The sequence below is a fragment of the Erwinia sp. SLM-02 genome (assembly GCF_037450285.1).
GTDB lineage: Bacteria > Pseudomonadota > Gammaproteobacteria > Enterobacterales > Enterobacteriaceae > Erwinia.
Genome location: NZ_JAQISN010000001.1, coordinates 436,448 through 455,910 on the forward strand (window position 1 = coordinate 436,448; position 19,463 = coordinate 455,910).

16 protein-coding genes are annotated in these 19,463 nt (G+C 54.9%); 9 read left to right on the forward strand and 7 right to left on the reverse strand.

Translation table 11 applies throughout. The annotated features are described in order from the left end of the window. Positions 1 to 52: 52 nt before the first annotated feature. Positions 53 to 853, reverse strand: a complete 801-nt coding sequence (gene nagB, locus PGH32_RS02170) for a glucosamine-6-phosphate deaminase (protein ID WP_314418177.1) — start codon at positions 851 to 853, stop codon at positions 53 to 55. Positions 854 to 1,184: 331 nt separating this feature from the next. On the opposite strand from nagB, the gene nagE reads away from it, so the two are divergent. From nagE to PGH32_RS02190, 4 genes are all read left to right on the forward strand, one after another. Next, positions 1,185 to 3,140: a PTS N-acetyl glucosamine transporter subunit IIABC gene (nagE, locus tag PGH32_RS02175; protein WP_337893066.1), complete on the forward strand. Its 1,956-nt coding sequence runs from the start codon at positions 1,185 to 1,187 to the stop codon at positions 3,138 to 3,140. Positions 3,141 to 3,297: 157 nt separating this feature from the next. Beyond that, the gene (gene glnS, locus PGH32_RS02180; protein WP_314418175.1) at positions 3,298 to 4,965 is read left to right on the forward strand and encodes a glutamine--tRNA ligase; all 1,668 of its coding nucleotides are present in this window, start codon (positions 3,298 to 3,300) and stop codon (positions 4,963 to 4,965) included. A 260-nt stretch (positions 4,966 to 5,225) separates the two neighbouring features. Then, positions 5,226 to 6,629 (forward strand): chitoporin ChiP, encoded by a 1,404-nt coding sequence (gene chiP / locus PGH32_RS02185; protein ID WP_337893067.1) that lies wholly within the window; start codon positions 5,226 to 5,228, stop codon positions 6,627 to 6,629. Positions 6,630 to 6,676: 47 nt separating this feature from the next. Next, on the forward strand, positions 6,677 to 9,337 hold the full coding sequence (locus PGH32_RS02190) for a beta-N-acetylhexosaminidase (RefSeq protein ID WP_337893068.1): 2,661 nt from the start codon (positions 6,677 to 6,679) through the stop codon (positions 9,335 to 9,337). On the opposite strand, the gene PGH32_RS02195 is transcribed toward PGH32_RS02190, so the two are convergent. Then, a complete protein-coding gene (locus PGH32_RS02195) occupies positions 9,324 to 10,241 on the reverse strand; it encodes a LysR family transcriptional regulator (protein WP_314418170.1) in 918 nt (305 codons plus the stop codon). The genes PGH32_RS02190 and PGH32_RS02195 overlap by 14 nt on opposite strands. An 86-nt stretch (positions 10,242 to 10,327) precedes the next feature. Between PGH32_RS02195 and PGH32_RS02200 the strand changes: the two genes are divergently transcribed. From PGH32_RS02200 to mtr, 3 genes are all read left to right on the forward strand, one after another. After that, positions 10,328 to 11,683, forward strand: a complete 1,356-nt coding sequence (locus PGH32_RS02200; protein ID WP_337893069.1) for an MFS transporter — start codon at positions 10,328 to 10,330, stop codon at positions 11,681 to 11,683. Continuing rightward, a complete protein-coding gene (locus PGH32_RS02205; RefSeq protein ID WP_337893070.1) occupies positions 11,680 to 12,069 on the forward strand; it encodes a hypothetical protein in 390 nt (129 codons plus the stop codon). Before PGH32_RS02200 ends, PGH32_RS02205 begins: the two co-directional genes overlap by 4 nt. 116 nt (positions 12,070 to 12,185) lie before the next feature. Then, positions 12,186 to 13,433 (forward strand): tryptophan permease, encoded by a 1,248-nt coding sequence (gene mtr / locus PGH32_RS02210; protein WP_337893071.1) that lies wholly within the window; start codon positions 12,186 to 12,188, stop codon positions 13,431 to 13,433. A gap of 55 nt (positions 13,434 to 13,488) precedes the next feature. On the opposite strand, the gene fur is transcribed toward mtr, so the two are convergent. The 4 genes from fur to ybfF form a co-directional block, all read right to left on the reverse strand. Further along, positions 13,489 to 13,935: a ferric iron uptake transcriptional regulator gene (fur, locus tag PGH32_RS02215; RefSeq protein ID WP_314418163.1), complete on the reverse strand. Its 447-nt coding sequence runs from the start codon at positions 13,933 to 13,935 to the stop codon at positions 13,489 to 13,491. 393 nt (positions 13,936 to 14,328) lie between these two features. Next, positions 14,329 to 14,859 carry a flavodoxin FldA gene (gene fldA, locus PGH32_RS02220; RefSeq protein ID WP_123336569.1) on the reverse strand — a complete coding sequence of 177 codons (531 nt, stop codon included), beginning with the start codon at positions 14,857 to 14,859 and terminating at the stop codon, positions 14,329 to 14,331. A gap of 145 nt (positions 14,860 to 15,004) precedes the next feature. Further along, positions 15,005 to 15,286 (reverse strand): LexA regulated protein, encoded by a 282-nt coding sequence (gene ybfE, locus PGH32_RS02225; RefSeq protein ID WP_123336567.1) that lies wholly within the window; start codon positions 15,284 to 15,286, stop codon positions 15,005 to 15,007. 146 nt (positions 15,287 to 15,432) lie between these two features. Beyond that, entirely contained in the window at positions 15,433 to 16,197 is a 765-nt protein-coding gene (gene ybfF / locus PGH32_RS02230) for an esterase (RefSeq protein WP_337893072.1), read from the reverse strand. 262 nt (positions 16,198 to 16,459) lie between these two features. Here ybfF and seqA point away from each other — a divergent pair, with 262 nt between their 5' ends. Both seqA and pgm read left to right on the forward strand, forming a co-directional pair. Further along, a complete protein-coding gene (gene seqA / locus PGH32_RS02235) occupies positions 16,460 to 17,002 on the forward strand; it encodes a replication initiation negative regulator SeqA (RefSeq protein WP_337893073.1) in 543 nt (180 codons plus the stop codon). 24 nt (positions 17,003 to 17,026) lie between these two features. Next, positions 17,027 to 18,667, forward strand: coding sequence for a phosphoglucomutase (alpha-D-glucose-1,6-bisphosphate-dependent) (gene pgm / locus PGH32_RS02240; RefSeq protein ID WP_337893074.1), 1,641 nt, complete (start codon positions 17,027 to 17,029; stop codon positions 18,665 to 18,667). A gap of 69 nt (positions 18,668 to 18,736) precedes the next feature. Here the strand turns inward: pgm and kdpE are convergent, their stop codons facing one another. Beyond that, entirely contained in the window at positions 18,737 to 19,420 is a 684-nt protein-coding gene (kdpE, locus tag PGH32_RS02245; protein WP_314418155.1) for a two-component system response regulator KdpE, read from the reverse strand. Between the last annotated feature and the right edge of the window lie 43 nt (positions 19,421 to 19,463).

The window sequence follows — 19,463 nt, forward strand, 5'->3', positions numbered from 1 at the left end:
AAAACGTTACCCGGCCGGAGGCGATCGGTGAAGGGGGAGAAACCTCCCGGCCTCACAGACCGGTAATATTTTCCGCTTCCATTTCGCGGAAGTACTTCACGGTCTTCACTTTCAGTTCCATGGTGGCGGGCTCATCGCATACCACAACGGATTTAGCATGCAGCTGCAGACAGCTAATGGTCCACATATGATTCACGTTACCTTCAACCGCCGCACGCAGAGCGTGGGCCTTCAGGTGCCCGGTAACCAGAATCATCACTTCTTCCGCATCAAGCAGCGTACCGACGCCCACGGTCAGTGCGTATTTAGGCACCTGATCAACGTCACCGCCAAAGAAACGGGAGTTGGCGATACGGGTATCGTGGGTCAGCGTTTTAATACGGGTACGCGAAGCCAGAGAGGAAGCGGGTTCGTTAAAGGCGATATGCCCGTCGTTGCCCACGCCGCCCATAAACAAATGGATTTTGCCGTAGGCGCGGATTTTTTCCTCATACTGACGACATTCTGCGTCAATGTCCGGCGCATTACCATTCAGAAGGTTGATGTTTTCGCTTTGAATATCAACGTGATCAAAAAAGTTACGGTGCATGAAGCTGTGATAGCTTTCCGGGTGCTCTTTGGGCAGGCCAACATATTCGTCCATATTGAACGTGACGACATGTTTAAAGCTAACCTGGCCCGCTTTGTGCATCTCAATGAGGTACTTGTAGGCTTCCAGCGGCGTGCCACCGGTCGGCAGACCCAAAATGAACGGACGCTCTGCGGTGGGTTTGAAAGCGTTGATACGGTTAACGATATGGCGTGCCGCCCATTTGCCGACCTGAGGAGATGTTGCCAGTGGAATCAGTCTCATGATGAACCTCGTAAATTGAGCAATATAAAAGGGGTCTAAAACGTCACTCTGCTAACTAAGAATAATCGTAACGTGATTACGAACAGATAACAGAGGAATAAGTCCGTTTTGATTTTTCGTATCATAAAATAAGTTTGTTCTGTTGACCAGTATGACAGTAGAGAAAATGCTTTTTTTGGTGATTATGGTCACATAAGTAGCGATATAATTTGCGAAGCGAATTAATTTTTTTTTACACTTATGACTGTGGTGTATACTGTCACTCAGACTGCAGAAGACCGTAAAAAAACAAACGATTTCTGGCACCTTAACGGGTTCAAAGGGGGAAAAGGTGAATATTTTAGGATTCTTTCAACGACTGGGGCGCTCATTACAACTGCCCATAGCCGTACTGCCGGTTGCAGCGCTGATGCTACGCTTTGGTCAGCCTGACTTACTGAATATGCCGTTCATTGCTCAGGGCGGCGGTGCCATCTTCGATAACCTGGCGCTAATCTTTGCTATCGGCGTGGCGTCTACCTGGTCCAAAGACAATGCCGGTGCGGCTGCACTGGCCGGTGCAGTCGGTTACTTCATTCTTACCAAAGCGATGGTCACCATCAATCCCGCGATCAATATGGGTGTGCTGGCGGGGATCATCACCGGTCTGGTGGCGGGTGCAACCTACAACCGCTGGGCCGATATCAAACTGCCTGATTTCCTCAGCTTCTTTGGCGGCAAACGTTTTGTGCCGATCGCGACCGGCTTCTTCTGTCTGGTGCTGGCCGCTATTTTTGGCTACATCTGGCCGCCGGTGCAGAACGCCATCCATGCCGGTGGCGAATGGATTGTTGCTGAAGGTGCCTTTGGTGCGGGTGTGTTCGGCTTCGTTAACCGTCTGCTGATCCCAACCGGTCTGCATCAGGTGCTGAATACCATTGCCTGGTTCCAGATTGGTGAGTTCACCAACGCGGCGGGTACCGTCTTCCACGGCGACATCAACCGTTTCTACGCCGGTGACGGCACCGCAGGGATGTTCATGTCGGGCTTCTTCCCGATCATGATGTTCGGTCTGCCGGGTGCGGCGCTGGCGATGTATATGGCTGCCCCTAAAGCGCGTCGTCCGATGGTCGGCGGGATGCTGCTGTCCGTTGCGGTGACCGCTTTCCTGACCGGTGTGACCGAGCCGCTTGAATTCCTGTTCATGTTCCTGGCTCCGATGCTGTACCTGATCCACGCATTGCTGACCGGTATCAGCCTGTTTGTGGCAACCCTGCTGGGTATCCATGCCGGCTTCTCCTTCTCGGCGGGTGCTATCGACTATGTGTTGATGTATAACCTGCCGGCAGCCAGCCAGAATGTCTGGGTGCTACTGGTGATGGGCCTGGTTGCCTTTGTGGTGTACTTCGTGCTGTTCAGCGCGGTTATTCGCATGATGAACCTGAAAACGCCGGGCCGCGAGGATGCCGCTGACCTGGTGGTAAACGACGAAGCGAACAGCAACACCGAAGAGGGGATGGATCAGCTGTCCCGCCAGTACATTGTGGCGATTGGTGGCTCCGATAACCTTAACGTGATTGATGCCTGTATTACCCGTCTGCGCCTGTCGGTTAAGGATGCGGGACTGGTCAACGATGCGGCCTGTAAGCGTTTGGGTGCCTCGGGCATTGTCCGACTGAACAAACAGACGATTCAGGTGATCGTCGGTGCGAAAGCAGAATCTATCGCTGAAAGCATGAAAAAACTGATTGCCAAAGGGCCAATCGCGGCGGCAGCGCCTTCCGCGGCGCCGGTTGCTCCTGCTGCGCCCGTCGCGGCCCCGCAGGCGGTATCGAATGCCAGCAAAGGTATTGTCGGAACGCTGGTGGCGCCGGTAAGCGGCACCGTGGTGGCGATTGACCAGGTGCCTGATGAAGCCTTCGCCAGTAAAGCGGTCGGTGACGGCCTGGCGATTAAACCGACCAGCAGCACCGTCGTGGCTCCCGCAAGCGGCACGCTGGTGAAAATCTTTAACACCAATCACGCGTTCTGTCTGGAAACGGAAAAAGGCGCGGAAATTGTGGTGCACATGGGGCTGGATACCGTGGCGCTGCAGGGTAAAGGCTTTACCCGACTGGTGGAAGAGGGTGCCCAGGTGGTGGCCGGTCAGCCGGTGCTGGAGATGGACCTGGCCTTCCTTGAGGCCAATGCCCGCTCGATGATCAGCCCGGTTGTGGTCAGCAACATCGAGGATTTCTCGGGACTGACGCTGCTGGCGGGCGATACCGTGGTTGCCGGTGAGAGCCGTATCTACGAGATCAATGGCTAAAATACGATACTCACGGTAGCAGAAAGGGCGGCGAGCAATTCCCGCCCTTTTTTTATTGGATTTCCGTAACAAACGGTTGTCTCAGTCCCCCGCTTTGTGGATCATACTCCGTTATTTCGTAGCGAATTTATTCCAGGCATTAATTGAGGAAATTGAGATGAGTGAGGCTGAAGCCCGCCCAACGAACTTTATTCGTCAGATTATCGACGAAGATCTGGCGTCCGGTAAGCACAAGAGCGTGCATACCCGCTTCCCGCCTGAGCCAAATGGCTACCTGCACATTGGCCACGCTAAGTCGATCTGCCTGAACTTTGGTATCGCAAATGATTACCAGGGCCAGTGCAATCTGCGTTTTGATGACACCAACCCGGTGAAGGAAGACCTGGAGTTCGTTGAGTCAATCAAACGTGACGTGCAGTGGCTCGGCTTCGAGTGGAGCGGCGAGGTGCGTTACTCATCTGACTATTTCGACCAGCTGCATCACTATGCGGTAGAGCTGATTGAAAAAGGGCTGGCGTATGTGGATGAACTTTCCCCTGAGCAAATCCGCGAATACCGTGGCAGCCTGACCGCGCCGGGTAAAAACAGCCCTTACCGCGATCGTAGCGTGGAAGAGAACCTGGCCCTGTTCGAGAAAATGCGCAGCGGCGGATTCGAAGAAGGTAAGGCCTGTCTGCGTGCCAAAATCGATATGGCTTCCAACTTTATCGTGATGCGCGATCCGGTGCTGTATCGTATTAAGTTCGCTGACCACCACCAGACCGGTTCGAAGTGGTGCATCTATCCGATGTACGACTTTACCCACTGCATTTCCGATGCGCTGGAAGGGATCACCCATTCCCTGTGTACGCTGGAGTTCCAGGACAACCGTCGCCTGTATGACTGGGTGCTGGATAACATTACTATCCCGGTTCATCCGCGCCAGTACGAATTCTCCCGTCTGAATCTTGAATACGCCATTATGTCCAAGCGTAAGCTGAGCCAGCTGGTGAGCGAGAAAGTGGTTGAGGGCTGGGACGACCCGCGCATGCTGACCGTTTCCGGTCTGCGCCGTCGTGGCTACAGCGCGGAGTCCATCCGTGAGTTCTGCCGCCGCATCGGCGTGACCAAGCAGGACAACAACGTTGAGATGGCCGCACTGGAATCCTGTATTCGTGACGATCTCAATGAAAACGCGCCGCGCGCCATGGCGGTGCTGGACCCGGTTAAACTGGTGATTGAAAATCTGCCTGCTCATCATGAAGAAACGATCAGCATGCCCAATCATCCAAACAAGCCGGAAATGGGCACACGTGAAGTGCCGTTCAGCCGCGAAATCTATATCGATCGTGCTGACTTCCGCGAAGAAGCCAACAAGCAGTACAAGCGTCTGGTGCTGGGTAAAGAAGTCCGCCTGCGTAACGCCTATGTGATTAAGGCAGAGCGCGTGGCGAAGGATGAGGAAGGGAACATCACCTGCCTGTTCTGTACCTGCGACGTAGACACCCTGAGCAAAGATCCGGCCGACGGTCGTAAAGTGAAGGGCGTTATCCACTGGGTTTCCGCAGAACACGCGCTACCGGCCGAGTTCCGTCTTTACGACCGGCTGTTCAGCGTGCCAAATCCGGCGGCGGCGGAGGATTTCCTCGCCAGCATCAACCCTGAGTCGCTGGTGATTCGCCACGGTTTCGTGGAGCCGGGTATGCAGAGTGCTGAAGCTTCAGCGGCGTTTCAGTTTGAACGTGAAGGCTACTTCTGCGCTGACAGCGTGTATTCTTCAGCCAGCAATCTGGTATTTAACCGCACCGTTGGCCTGCGCGACACCTGGGCTAAAATCGGCGAATAAACCGATACCGTTTAATCTTTAATAAAAAGGGCGATGATTCGCCCTTTTTTTTCGCCTTATCACTCTGCAAATCCTTTTACATTCCTTAAATGTGCTGTCGATCATACTTTGCACTTTATGCATTATTTAGTGATTGATAATTCGCGACGCGAAAAATATTCTGGTCGGATAATGACGCAGTTAAGAATTTATCTGCGTGAGATTTTCCTGTCGTAATTAGCTGACAGAAATGGATTTTTTCTGGGATAAAAGGATTTTTTATGCAGCTCAAGCGAGTGCTCAGTCGGGCATTGACGACTTTTTTCGCCGTTTATACAGGGTTAAGTGCAACTCTGATAACTCTGCCCGCTGCGGCCAGCGGATTTATTGATGATTCCTCCCTGTCTGGCGGAGTGTATTACTGGCAGCGCCATCGCGAACGCAAAGATCTGCAGCCTGATAGCGAAAAATATAATCACTACACGTCAAACCTTCACCACTCCACAATCAATGCCAATCTTGATTTCTCCTCGGGCTTTGCCGGTGACTGGATTGGGATCGATCTGGCTGCCTTTACCGCCCTGGAAATCTCGAATAAAGGCCCGGGAGCACCGAACGAAATAGGTTTCAGCGACGGCGACAGCCGCTGGGACGAGCCGTGGAGCGGGGACCGAAATGGCCTGAGCCTCTATAAAGCCGCATTAAAACTGAAGTATAACGACAGCTGGTTACGGACCGGATATCTGCAGCCCAGCGGACAAACCCTGATGTCACCCCACTGGAGTTTACTGCCCGGTACCTATCGTGGAGTGGAGATCGGAACGGCGGGTCACTTTACGTCCGCAGGCGAACTGTCCGTTTCTTATATGTGGTCCGATAAATACAAGGCACCGTGGTATCAGCATATGTACGACTTCCGCAAGGCGGACGGGAAGACGAAACTGGACTACATGCATTCGCTGGGTGCTAAATTCTCGTCGGAAAATAAGTGGCAGCTGGAAGCGGCTGTGGGGCAGGCGGACAGCTATATGGACCAGTTTTTTACTAAGGCCAGCTATGCCGTCCCGCTGCTGGGGAACGATCTTGAAACCAGCTGGCAGTTTTATGGCGCACACGATCGCGAACACGGCGGCGCCGCGAACAGCAATGATGTGTATTCCGGGCTGGCCTGGCTACAGGCGTTGACGTTGGGTTACCGCAGCGGCCCGTTCCAGTTTCGGCTGGAAGGCACCTGGGTCAAAGCCGATGGCAATCAGGGATATTTTTTGCAGCGTATGACGCCCTCTTATGCCAGTTCAAACGGTCGCCTCGATGTCTGGTGGGACTCCCGTTCCGACTGGAATGCGAACGGCGAGAAAGCGGTGTTCGCCGGGGTGATGGCTGACCTGGACGGTCTGCACCTTCCCGGATGGCAGGCAGGCACCTCATTTGCCTGGGGGTGGGATGCTAAACCCAGCAGTAACCCGGCATTCAATCAAAATCAAAGGCTGCGTGAATCCGCGTGGAACCTGGACCTTCTCTATACCCTCCAGCAGGGCTGGGGAAAGGGGACGCAGTTTAAGCTGCACTACACCCACTACGACAACCACAGCACGATCCCAAGCTATGAAGGGGGTTACGGCAATATTTTTCAGGATGAAAAGGACGTGAAGTTTATTGTCACCGCCCCGTTTACCCTTTTTTAAACGGCGGCAGTGCACTCATGGATATGACAACATCAAAGGGGAACAGGATGAAGTTGATTGCAACAGCCATCGCGGCAGCCACTCTGGGTCTGACGGGATGCAGCAACGGTAATAACGACCAGCAGACGGTGCATCGTATCAGCCAGTTTGGCGTCAATTATCAGGTGACGCAGAATGATGCCGCGGCACACGGCGTTGACTGTGCCGCACTGGGGGCCGACTGGGCTGCCTGTAATCGAGCCACTATCACATTGACGAATCCCGGCCCGGCGCTTAACAGTAAAAACTGGGCGATCTGGATGAGCAATGTTCATCAGACCCTCAAAGTCGATAACGATCAATTCCGCATTGTACACATCGTAGGCGATCTCAGTCGTCTGGAACCTACCGCTCAGTTCAGGGGATTTGCCGCCGGTGAATCCGTTGAAATCCCGATTATTAACGAGTACTGGCAGCTGTTTATCACTGACATTATGCCGCGCTGGTATGTCACCGCCGGTCAGGCGAAGCCGGAAATTATCGCCAGCACCAATACGGAAGATCTGACGGCGTTTGTCGCGCCGTTTGGTGACAACTGGAAGCGCAGTGCCGCAGATAACAACGTGCTGATGACGGCGGAAAGCCGCTTTGCGAAAAATGCGGATGTGACTATGCTGCCGGCCGCCTCCCTGCGTACTGAAATCCTGCCAACGCCGCTGAAGTCGAACCGCTCAGGCGGAAATGCAGATCTCAGCCGGGGCGTATCGCTGCATACGGCAGGATTAAACGATCAAGAGGCGCGCGCCGCCGAACAGCGCTTTGCACTGATGGGCGTTCAGATTAATCCTCGCGGATACGCCATCTCTACCCGAGTTGATTCCCGTGGATTTAGCGGCAGCATGGCGGTATCCGGTGCCTACCGCCTGGATATTCAGCCGGGAGGAGCAAAGATTGTCGGCTATGACAGCGCCGGTATTTACTACGGGCTGATGTCCATTCTGTCCCTGGTTCCCGCTTCCGGGGCGCAGAACATCGCGGCGCTGAGGGTGGAAGATGCGCCGCGTTTCGCCTATCGCGGTCTGTTCCTGGATGTTGCGCGCAACTTCCACAGTAAGCAGGTTGTACTCACGATGCTGGATCAGATGGCGGCGATGAAAATGAATAAATTCCATTTTCATCTCTCCGATGACGAAGGCTGGCGTATTGAAATCCCCGGCCTGCCGGAGCTGACGCAGACCGGGGCTAAGCGTTGTCACGATCTCACCGAGCAGCAGTGCCTGCTGCCGCAGCTGGGCTCCGGTCCGTTTAGCGACAACAATGGCAGCGGCTATTTCACGCGTGCCGATTACATCGAAATCCTCAGGTATGCCAGGGCCAGAAATATTGAGGTGATCCCGGAAATTGATATGCCAGCCCATGCGCGTGCGGCGGTGATCGCCATGGAAGCCCGCTATCAACGGCTGATGCGGGAAGGTAAGCCGGAAGCGGCCAGCGAGTATCGTCTGCGCGATCCCAGCGACAGCTCAAATACCACCTCGGTACAGTTTTACGACCGCACCAGCTATCTGAACCCCTGCCTCGACTCGTCGCTGCGTTTTGCCGACAAGATCGTCACGGAATTCGATTTAATGCATCGTGAGGCCGGCGTTCCGCTGACCACCTGGCACTTTGGTGGGGATGAAGCGAAAAATATCCGCTTCGGTCCGGGCTATACCGACATCAGGCATCCTGAAGCCGGTAAGGGCATGAAGGAGATGAGCCGGGAAGACAAGCCCTGGGCAAAATCCCAGGTCTGTCAGCGCATAATCAGGGATGGCAAGGTTGAGGATCTCTCACATCTTCCCAGCTATTTCGGCCTGAAGGTCAGCAGGATCGTCGCAGAGAAGGGCATTGGCGATATGCAGGCCTGGCAGGACGGCCTGAAAGATGCCAGAAGCGCGGCGGATTTCGCAACGCAGCATGTGCGGGTGAATTTCTGGGATACCCTTTTCTGGGGCGGTGCTTCCAGCGTGAACGACTGGGCGAATAAGGGCTATCAGGTGGTGATCTCTAACCCGGATTATGTCTACCTGGATTTCCCTTCTGAGGTTAATCCGCTGGAGCGCGGTTATTACTGGGGCACCCGCTATAACGATGAACGTAAGATCTTCAGCTTTGCACCCGATAACCTGCCGCAGAATGCGGAAACGTCAGTTGACCGCGACGGCAATCCGTTCGACACGCAATCCGATCGCCCGTGGCCGGGGGCTTATGGGCTTTCGGCGCAGCTGTGGAGTGAAACGGTACGCACCGACGGGCAGGTTGAGTCGATGATCTTCCCTCGGGTCATGGCGGTTGCGGAGCGCAGCTGGCACCGCGCCGCCTGGGAGCAGGATTATCAGCAGGGAAGGGCATATCAGGGCGGTAAAACGCATCACGTTGACCGGCAGGAACTGCACCAGGACTGGCAGCGCTTTGCGAACCTGATGGGCCAGCGTGAACTGGCGAAGCTTGAGCTGGCCGGGATTGCTTATCGTTTACCCCAGCCGGGTGCGGTGATTGTCGATAGCTACCTGCAGGCGAATACGGCACTGCCGGGCGTTATGGTGGAATACTCCGTCGATGAAGGGCAACACTGGCAGCGCTACAGCGACAGCCGTCGCCCACGGATTAATGGCGAAGTCTGGGTGCGAACCCGCAGCGCGGACGGTAAGCGCTTCAGCCGGACGGAGCATGTTATGCCCCTGTAGGGACGATCTGGCCCGGCTGCGTCGACAGTTTCTGAGAGAGAAAGTCGATAAACAGCCGGGTTTTTCGCTGCATGTCCCCCTGTCCGGCAAACACGGCGCTGACCGGCTGCTCCGGTAACCGCCATCCCTGAAAAAGATGCTCCAGCCTGCCTGCGGCAATATCCTCGCGAACTAACCACTCCGGCAGCACGGCAACGCCCATCCCGGCCAGTGCCATCTGGCGAACGATTTCCGCGGCGTTGGCGGTAAAAGCAGCCTGGGACTTCAGTTCTGACCGGTGATTATCCGCTCCGTGAAAGGTCCAGCGGCCGGGGTGCGTCAGGTTGCTGTTGTGGATCCACGGCATGGCGGAGACATCCTGCAGCTGCTGTGGGCGGCAGCGGCTGACCAGCGAAGGCGCCGCCACCAGTAAAATGGCATAGTCTGCCAGCCTGCGGCTTTTCAGTGAAGAGTCGCGCAGCGCCCCCAGCCGTATCGCCACATCCAGCTTATTACTCACTAAATCATCCAGTGAAGCCCCGACGCTGTAGTTCAGCTTCAGCAACGGATGGCGCTGGCAGAATTCACTGACCAGCGGCATCACGAACCGCTGGCCGTATTCCCACGTTGACGTGATGCGCAGTTCTCCGGAGAGGGAGTGATGCTCCGTGGTCACCCGTGCGACCGCGAGGTCAATATCCGTAAAAATCCGCTGAAAGTCCTGATAAAACTGCTGGCCGTGCCCGGTCAGGGCCACGCTGCGCGTGTTACGTATCAGCAGCGTGACGCCAAGCAGCTGTTCAAGGTTTTTGATATGCAGGCTGACCATGGCCCGGCTGATACCGAGATTGCTGGCGGCACGGGTAAAACTGCCGCTGTCCACAATCGCAAAGAAGGTGTGGATCTTATCAAGATGTGCGTGCATCAGATTATTCAGTTTAATCAAACAATCATTTAAATTTATGCGTCTTTATTTGTCAGGTCAACCGCCGCTATGCTGCGCGTGGAGGTATGACAATGCACTATGGTTATCGGGTTGCGGCAATTTTTTTGCTCGGCTTTTTTATTGATTGTATTAATATTTTTATGTCGGCCATTGCGCTGCCGTCGATTGCGGCGCAGATGTCCGTGGCGACTGAGTCCATCAGCTGGGTGGCGAACGGCTACATTCTGGGCCTGACGCTGATCGTGCCGCTGAGCGGCTGGCTGGCTTCGCGCTTTGGTGCCCGGCAGATGATTGTCGCGTCGATGCTGATTTTCAGCGCAGCGGCGCTGGGCTGTGCGCGGGCCGACTCCTTTACCACGCTGGTTGCCTGGCGCTTTATTCAGGGCGCGGGCGGCGGGTTACTGATCCCGGTGGGGCAGGCACTGACCTTTAATCTGTTTCAGGGACGAAAGCGCGCCGCTATCTCAACGCTGATTATGTGCGTCGCGTTGATCGCGCCTGCGCTGTCCCCTCTGCTGGGCGGCCTGCTGGTGGATGTACTCTCATGGCGCTGGATCTTCTACAGTAACATTCCCTTCAGCCTGCTGGCCGCACTGCTGGCGGCAATCTGGATCCGTCCTCAGGAAACGGAGCGTGTCCGGGCGGATATCGTCGGGATTATCCTGGTCTGCGGGGCTTTGGGTGCGCTGCTGAGGAGCCTGTCCCTGTTCAGCGAGCAGCAGTCGTTGCTGTATGCCACGCTGTGGCTGGCTGCGGCTTTGCTGCTGGCGTGGGGGTATCTGCGGCATTATCGTCGCCAGCCGTCGGCGATACTTGACCTCAGCCTGCTGCGAAATCGTCAACTTAACCTGTCCATCGCCGTTTACTATGCCGTACCGGGCGTATTTACCGGCGTTAACCTGCTGACTATTTTCTACATGCAGCAGGTTTTGCATTTCAGCGCCGGGCATACCGGCAGCTTTATGATGCTCTACGGTGCCGGAGCGCTGGTGGCGATGCTGGTCGCCGGGCGAATTTATTACCGGGTAGGCGCGCCTCGCTTATTCTGCTGCGGTCTGCTGCTGCACAGCGGCGGCATTGCGCTGCTTTCTCTGGTCGGTCATCCGGGGGATGGGGAGGTGCTGTGTGCGGCCTATCTGCTGATGGGGATCGGGGGTGGGATCGCGGCGAACTGTGCGCAGACCACGGCATTAATTGAGCTGAACGAGCAGCAGATGAGCCGGGGCAGTACGCTGTGGAATATTAACCGCCAGCTGACGTTCAGCCTGGGTACCGCGCTGTTTACGCTGCTGCTGGCGTTACTGAGCCACTATTTTCCCGGTGAAAGGGCATGGCATCTTGCATTTATTATTGCGGCCGTGGTCGGATTACTGCCGCTGTGGCTGATTTATCAACGACGTTTTCATAAGGAAATTCAATGACAGATTTAACCGACAAGGCTTCGCAAAGCGTGATTGTGCTGCACCAGCTGATTGAGGCTGTCTTTCACGGCGACGGCAGTCAGCTTACTGAGCTGCTGACGCATTTTGATGACGATTTTATGATGGTCACACCGGCCGGAAAAACCCTGGCGCTGGCAGAGGTTGAGGCCTTATTCGGCCGCTTAACCGGCGCACGGGAGGGGATGACGATCGCCATTGAGCAGTGCAAAGTCATTTCGCAGCGGGGGGATGAAGTGGTTATTCAGTACCACGAGCTGCAGCATCAGCAGGAGAATCACACTCATCGCATTTCGCTGGCGGTAATTAATTGCGCAACCCAGCCGCCGCGCTGGCGCTATCTGCAGGAAACGATGGTAACAAACTGATTACCGTACTAGTTCGTGAGTGCGTAATTGTGTAGAATGTGCGGCGTTGATGCCGTACATCCAGTGAATAATTCCGGTGATGGCGGCGAGTTTCCGTTTTTTGCTAAGGATTAGTCATGGATTTACCGGTTTCCACCGCCCGCCTGCCTTCGACACTCTGGGGAACCTTAATTATTAGCGGCACCATTATCGGTGCCGGGATGTTCTCACTCCCCGTGGTGATGTCCGGTGCCTGGTTCCTGTGGTCATCTGCGCTGTTGGTTGTCACCTGGTTCTGCATGCTGCTCTCCGGGCTGCTGTTCCTGGAGGCCAGCCTGCATTATCCCGCCGGGGCCAGCTTCGACACCATTACTCGCGATCTGCTGGGCCGGGGCTGGAACCTGATTAACGGACTGTCGGTGGCCTTCGTTCTGGGGATCCTCACCTATGCCTATATCTCCGCCAGCGGAGCCATTATTCAGCACACGCTGAGCCAGCTTTCACTGCCGGTTTCTGCCCGCAGCGCCGGTTTCGCCTTCACGCTGCTGGTGGCGGTGTTTATCTGGCTGGGTACCGCGATGGTCAGCCGTATGACGCTGATTTTCCTCGGCGCTAAGGTGATTACGTTTCTTATCATCTTTGGGGGTCTGCTGTGGCATATCGAACCGGTAAAACTGCTGGACAGCCAGAGTGAAGAGAGCCACTACCTGCGCTATCTGTGGATGGTTATCCCCTTCTGCCTCGCGTCATTCGGCTATCACGGGAATATTGCCGGGCTGGTCAGTTACTATCAGAAGAACGGCAGCCGGGTATGCCGCTGTCTGGTGTTCGGCACGCTGCTGGCGCTGGCGATTTATTTTATCTGGATCGTCGGCACGATGGGGAACATCCCACGGCATGAATTCAAAGCAATTGCCGCTCAGGGGGGGAATATCGACGTGCTGGTTGCCGCACTTTCCGGTGTGTTGCACAGTCCTTATCTCAATCTGCTGCTGGATATTTTCTCGAACTTTGCCGTGGCCTGTTCGTTCCTCGGCGTCAGCCTGGGGTTCTTTGACTATCTTGCCGACCTGTTTAAGTTCGATCGCTCCGCGTTCGGTCGGTTAAAAACGACCGTTGTCACCTTCATTCTCCCTCTGACGGCGGCGATGATTTGGCCAAACGGTTTTCTGGTGGCGATTGGCTACGCCGGGCTGGCGGCAACGCTGTGGGCAGTGATCACGCCGGCGATGCTGGCACGAAAAGCGCGACAGCGTTTTGCCACGGCGGGATGGCAGGTCAGGGGAGGGATGGCTCCGATCGTGCTGGTGCTGATCTTTGGGGCGGTGAATGCGCTGGTGTCTGTATTATCCTACTGGAACGTCCTGCCGGTCTATGCCGGATAACAGGCAAAAAAAAACCGGTGGATAGCCACCGGTTTCATGCTGATTTCAGAACAAATTACTCGTCATCGTGCAGCGTGTCGTCTTCACGGCAGTCGCCCTTAGAGCAATGGCCATAAAGGTACAGGCTGTGGTTGCTCAGTTTAATTCCGTGGCGCGTTGCGATTTCACGCTGGCGCGCTTCAATGTACTCATCACGGAATTCAATAACTTTACCGCAGTCCAGACAGATCAAGTGATCGTGGTGGTGCTGCTGGGTCAGTTCGAAAACGGATTTACCGCCTTCAAAGTTATGACGGGTAACGATCCCTGCGTCATCAAACTGGTTAAGCACGCGGTAAACCGTGGCTAAACCGATTTCTTCGCCCATATCAATCAGGCGCTTATACAAGTCTTCCGCACTGACGTGATGGCCTTCTGGTTCCTGAAGCACTTCCAGAATTTTCAGTCGTGGAAGCGTGACTTTCAGGCCGGCCTTCTTTAATGCGGTATTGTTGTCAGTCATGCGGATATTGTCCTGTTACTTTGCTAGTCACTTAGTGGCTGAAAAGCCCTGAACATCGGTTGACGCTAGAGTTGGATGCGTCACAGTATAGAACTCATACATCGAAATGAAAACAACAGGAATGCCTGAAACCACTGTTGGATGTAAGGATTAATGTCATTACGTCCTGGGAGGCTCGCGTCCAAATCGTACTAAGTTAACATTTCGCTCTATCTCATCCCTTCGCCCGGTGATGGAAAAAGATCGTTCAGAGATGCTGAAGGATGAGAAAGCGGGTAACCGATAGGGTTATTGTACATTTTTACAGGTGGAAGTTACAAATACGTATCTATTACTTCTATAGGAAAAATCACTGACTTGATGTGAGATGTCTCCCACATCAAGCCGTTGGCATCAGGCTTCGATGATTTCTTTCAGCTGAAGTTCATCAAAAATCTGTTTCACCCATTTATCAACGCGCTCATTGGTCAGTTCCGGCTGACGGTCTTCGTCAATGGCCAGTCCAAGGAAGTGGTTGTCATCGGCCAGCCCTTTAGAGGCTTCAAAGTTGTAACCTTCGGTCGGCCACTGGCCTACCAGAATCGCACCGTTTGGCTCAATGATGTCGCGGATGGTGCCCATCGCATCGCAGAAATATTCTGAGTAGTCTTCCTGATCGCCGCAGCCGAACAGGGCAACCAGTTTTCCGTTGAAGTCGATCTCTTCCAGCGTCGGGAAAAAGTCATCCCAGTCGCACTGGGCTTCACCGTAATACCAGGTGGGAATGCCCAGCAGCAGAATGTCGAAGGCTTCAAGGTCTTCTTTGCTGCTTTTGGCAATATCACGAACTTCTGCAACGTCTTTACCCAGCTGTTTCTGGATCATCTTTGCAATGTTTTCCGTATTGCCCGTATCGCTGCCAAAGAAAATGCCTACGATTGCCATGAGTTTAATAACCTCTTGAATCTTAATGATATGGTGGCTGCCAAAATTTTTGCAGATGGCGTTAATGATAGCAGACCGCCGGGAGCGGATAAATGAGTAATCCTGCTGCTTTTGTCGCATTGTGCCCTGAGGGCGCGCGCGACGTTCAGGACTGAAGGTGTTTTAACTGGTTCAGCAACATCTCTTCAATCAGCTCGCTGCGGCTCATATTGCGCGCATCGGCCAGCTGGTTCAGCGCATCAACGGCTTCACTGTTCATTTTCAGCTCGACGCGCTTAAGCCCGCGAACTTTATCGCGCTTAAGCTGATTGCGTTTATTGATGCGCAGCTGCTCATCACGCGTCAGCGGATTAGTTTTCGGTCGTCCCGGGCGACGTTCATCTGCGAACAGATCGAGCGTTGTGCGGTCCGTGTTCTCTTTTGCCATAGAATAGTGATACTGAAAGGCTGGATTTCTGATGTGTCAGGCCGTTATCCGCCGGAAAAATCACCAGCGGAAAAATGTCAGCGCGCATCATACCCCAGTGAAAGTGATGACGACAATGTTTTAACAACATAGGGAAATAATTGTTTTTACAGCACAAAAAATCGACGAATTGCGCGTAAAACTGCATCAGGTTTTTCAGCATGCACCCAGTGCCCCGCCCCCGTTACAACGTGGGCCCGCGCCTGAGGGAATTGCGCCAGCAGCGCGTCACGATATTCATCCGCCAGATAGGGTGAACGTTCACCGCGTATAAATAGCGCGGGATGCGGCCAGGCGGGCTGCGGTTGCCAGCCGATAATCCGGTCGTAGCACTGATACAGCACCGGTACATTGAAGCGCCATTCGCCCTCGTGGAACGATTTTAGCAGAAACTGGATCACGCCTTCTTCCGCCAGCGTCTGGCGCATCAGCGCGGCCGCTTCGCTACGTGAGGCGATCCCTGCATCCGTCACCGCCTGCAGCGCGGAGAAAATATCATCATGATGGCGCGTCGGGTAGGCGACCGGTGCCATATCGATGACCACCAGCCCCGCTACGCGATCCGCTGCCAGGGCGGTTAACTTCATGGCAATTTTACCACCCATTGAGTGGCCGATAACGCCAAAGCGCTCGACGCCCAACCCGTCTAACGTTTCCAGCACGTCCTGCGCCATCAGCGTGTAATCCATCTCCGGCGACCGGGGAGAAAGCCCGTGGTTGCGCACATCAAGCTGAATCAGACGGCGATGCTGTTTTAACTCGCGAGCGAGCACGCCAAGGTTATCCAGGCTGCCAAAAAGCCCGTGAATTAACACCAGCGGTAAATCGTCAGTCGCAGATTGTTCAGATTGCAGGCGGACATTCAAATTCATAGCAAAGTTCTTACAGTTGAAACGAAGGCTTAGGGTATCATGGATTTTACATTTTCTGCCGGGGGTAGCACAGACGGTGCCCGCGATCTTTTTACGGCAAATTCTGACTTTTGCTGGCAAAGAGGGCTTACGCTACACCCGGAGTGGATTTAACTTTATAATCCTGAAGTTAGGATCCAGGTTTCAGAAAACGGACGATCCTGAAGATCGCGCCTGTTTTTATGCCCGATTCTGACAGAAGCAACAACCGTACTGGATAAAGATGAAAACGATAGAAGTCGACGAAGAGCTATACCGCTATATTGCCAGCCATACTCAGCATATTGGGGAGAGCGCATCGGACATTTTACGCCGTATGCTGAAATTCACCGCGGGCCAGACAGCACCAGCGGCACCGGCACCGGCTGCGCAGGCGGCAAAAGAACCAGCCGCCGTGAAATCTGAATCTCGCCCGCAGGATCGCGTTCGCGCGGTGCGTGAACTGCTGCTTTCCGATGAGTATGCCGAGCAGAAGAAAGTGGTGAACAGGTTTATGCTGATCTTATCGACTTTGTATACCCTGGACGCCAAAGCCTTTGGCGATGCCACCGAGTCGCTGCATGGCCGCACGCGTGTCTACTTCGCGGGCAACCAGCAGACGCTGACGCAGAACGGCACGCATACCAAGCCGCAGCATATTCCGGGCACCCCTTACTGGGTGATCACCAATACCAATACCGGCCGTAAGCGCAGCATGGTGGAACATATCATGTTATCGATGCAGTTCCCGGCGGAACTGACCGAGAAAGTTTGCGGTACCCTTTAACCGAAGCGTCAGGGAGAAGCGCCAATGGCCAATCACCCCCGTGCCGGGCAGCCAGCCCGGCAGAGCGATTTAATTAACGTTGCACAATTAACATCGCAGTATTACGTACTGCAGCCTGAACTGGGCAATGCTGAACATGCCGTTAAATTCGGCACCTCAGGTCATCGCGGTAGCGCGGGTCGTCACAGTTTCAATGAAACGCATATCCTGGCCATTGCTCAGGCTATTGCCGAAGAACGTAAAAAGAACGGCGTGACCGGACCCTGCTATGTGGGTAAAGACACCCATGCGCTGTCCGAACCGGCAATTATTTCGGTGCTGGAAGTGCTGGCGGCCAACGGTGTGGATGTGATTGTGCAGCAGGATAATGGCTATACGCCGACGCCTGCGATTTCCAACGCGATCCTTGAGCATAACAAAGCCGGTGCGGCACTGGCGGACGGTATCGTGATTACGCCGTCCCATAACCCACCGGAAGACGGCGGCATTAAGTACAACCCACCCAACGGTGGACCGGCCGATACCAACGTCACCAAAGTGGTTGAGGATCGTGCCAACGTCCTGATTCAGGGCGGTCTGAAAGACGTTAAGCGCATTTCTCTGGATGAGGCCTGGGCGAGCGGCCATCTGCAGGAGCAGGATCTGATCCAGCCTTATATTGAAGGCCTGGCGCAGATCGTGGATATTCCGGCGATTCAGAAAGCCGGTCTGAAAATTGGCGTCGATCCTTTAGGCGGCTCCGGCATTGCCTACTGGCAGCGCATCGCCGAGTTCTACAAGCTCGATCTGACCATCGTAAACGATGCCGTCGATCAGACTTTCCGCTTTATGCACCTTGATAAAGATGGCGTGATCCGTATGGATTGCTCATCCGAGTGTGCGATGGCGGGGCTGCTGGCGCTGCGCGACAAGTTCGATCTGGCCTTTGCCAACGATCCTGATTATGACCGCCACGGCATCGTCACCCCCGCCGGGCTGATGAATCCTAACCACTATCTGGCCGTTGCCGTGAACTATCTGTTCCAGCATCGTCCGCAGTGGGGCAAGGATGTGGCCGTAGGCAAAACGCTGGTGTCCAGCGCGATGATTGACCGTGTTGTGAACGATATCGGCCGCAAGCTGGTGGAAGTGCCGGTAGGCTTCAAATGGTTCGTTGATGGTCTGTTTGACGGGACCTTTGGCTTCGGTGGCGAGGAGAGCGCGGGCGCATCCTTCCTGCGCTTTGACGGCACCCCATGGTCAACCGATAAAGACGGTATCATCATGTGCCTGCTGGCCGCGGAAATTACCGCCGTCACCGGCAAAAATCCGCAGCAGCACTATGATGAACTGGCCGAACGCTTCGGTGCGCCAAGCTACAACCGTATTCAGGCGGCGGCAACGTCAGCCCAGAAAGCGGCCCTGTCGAAGCTTTCTCCTGAGATGGTCAGCGCCGATACGCTGGCGGGCGACCCGATCACCGATCGTCTGACCGCTGCGCCAGGTAATGGCGCATCCATCGGTGGCCTGAAAGTGATGACCAAAAACGGCTGGTTTGCCGCGCGTCCTTCCGGTACTGAAGATGCCTACAAAATCTACTGTGAGAGCTTCCTCGGTGCTGAGCACCGCGAGAAAATCGAGAAAGAAGCGGTAGAAATCGTCAGTGCGGTGCTGAAGAACGCCTGATACTGACGCAGCCATTGCGGATTTGATGACTAAGGCCATTCACTGAATGGCCTTTTTTGTTGCCGTTATTCAGGGAATAAAGCGGTAGCCCACGCCGGTTTCCGTCAGCAGATGCTGGGGCTGGGCGGGGTCGCGCTCCAGCTTTTGCCTCAGATGACCCATGTAGATCCGCAGGTAGTGGCTGTGCTCGACCGCATTCGGTCCCCAGACCTGAACCAGCAGCTGGCGCTGGGTCATCACTTTGCCGGGGTGATTCAGCAGGCTGACCAGCAGGCGAAACTCAATCGGCGTCAGATGCAAATCGCTGCCATCGCGGGTAACCCGCCGGGCAGCAATATCGACGCTGACCTCGCCAAAGGTGATTTGCGCCAGGTCGTGGCTACCGGCGGAAGCCGGACGGTGGCGCAGGGCAACGCGCACTCTCGCCAGCAGTTCCCCGACGCCAAAGGGTTTGGTCAGGAAGTCATCGGCACCGGCATCCAGCGCGTTGATTTTGTCCTGTTCGTCACTGCGGGCCGACAGCACAATCACCGGCATGCTGCTCCACTGGCGCACTTCACGAATAAACTGAATGCCGTCACCGTCCGGCAATCCGAGATCGAGGATCGCCATCTCAGGCTTACGCGTTGCGGCCTCAATCAGCCCGCGGCTGAGCGTATCGGCATCAACGACCCGGAAGTTTTCACCCTCAAGGGCCATACGCAGAAAGCGGCGGATCTCTTTTTCATCTTCAACGATCAGAACAGTAGTCAAGGTGCCTCCGCACCGGCAGTCGGAAAGCCTGGCCGGGAAACGT

Bases quoted from the DNA above. Each gene is read 5' to 3' on its own strand.
- fur (WP_314418163.1), bottom strand. From the start codon at position 13,935: ATGACTGACAACAATACCGCATTAAAGAAGGCCGGCCTGAAAGTCACG.
- pgm (WP_337893074.1), top strand. From the start codon at position 17,027: ATGGCCAATCACCCCCGTGCCGGGCAGCCAGCCCGGCAGAGCGATTTA.
- ybfE (WP_123336567.1), bottom strand. From the start codon at position 15,286: ATGGCAAAAGAGAACACGGACCGCACAACGCTCGATCTGTTCGCAGAT.
- chiP (WP_337893067.1), top strand. From the start codon at position 5,226: ATGCAGCTCAAGCGAGTGCTCAGTCGGGCATTGACGACTTTTTTCGCC.
- PGH32_RS02200 (WP_337893069.1), top strand. From the start codon at position 10,328: ATGACAATGCACTATGGTTATCGGGTTGCGGCAATTTTTTTGCTCGGC.
- fldA (WP_123336569.1), bottom strand. From the start codon at position 14,859: ATGGCAATCGTAGGCATTTTCTTTGGCAGCGATACGGGCAATACGGAA.
- seqA (WP_337893073.1), top strand. From the start codon at position 16,460: ATGAAAACGATAGAAGTCGACGAAGAGCTATACCGCTATATTGCCAGC.
- PGH32_RS02195 (WP_314418170.1), bottom strand. From the start codon at position 10,241: ATGCACGCACATCTTGATAAGATCCACACCTTCTTTGCGATTGTGGAC.
- PGH32_RS02205 (WP_337893070.1), top strand. From the start codon at position 11,680: ATGACAGATTTAACCGACAAGGCTTCGCAAAGCGTGATTGTGCTGCAC.
- mtr (WP_337893071.1), top strand. From the start codon at position 12,186: ATGGATTTACCGGTTTCCACCGCCCGCCTGCCTTCGACACTCTGGGGA.
- glnS (WP_314418175.1), top strand. From the start codon at position 3,298: ATGAGTGAGGCTGAAGCCCGCCCAACGAACTTTATTCGTCAGATTATC.
- ybfF (WP_337893072.1), bottom strand. From the start codon at position 16,197: ATGAATTTGAATGTCCGCCTGCAATCTGAACAATCTGCGACTGACGAT.
- nagB (WP_314418177.1), bottom strand. From the start codon at position 853: ATGAGACTGATTCCACTGGCAACATCTCCTCAGGTCGGCAAATGGGCG.
- PGH32_RS02190 (WP_337893068.1), top strand. From the start codon at position 6,677: ATGAAGTTGATTGCAACAGCCATCGCGGCAGCCACTCTGGGTCTGACG.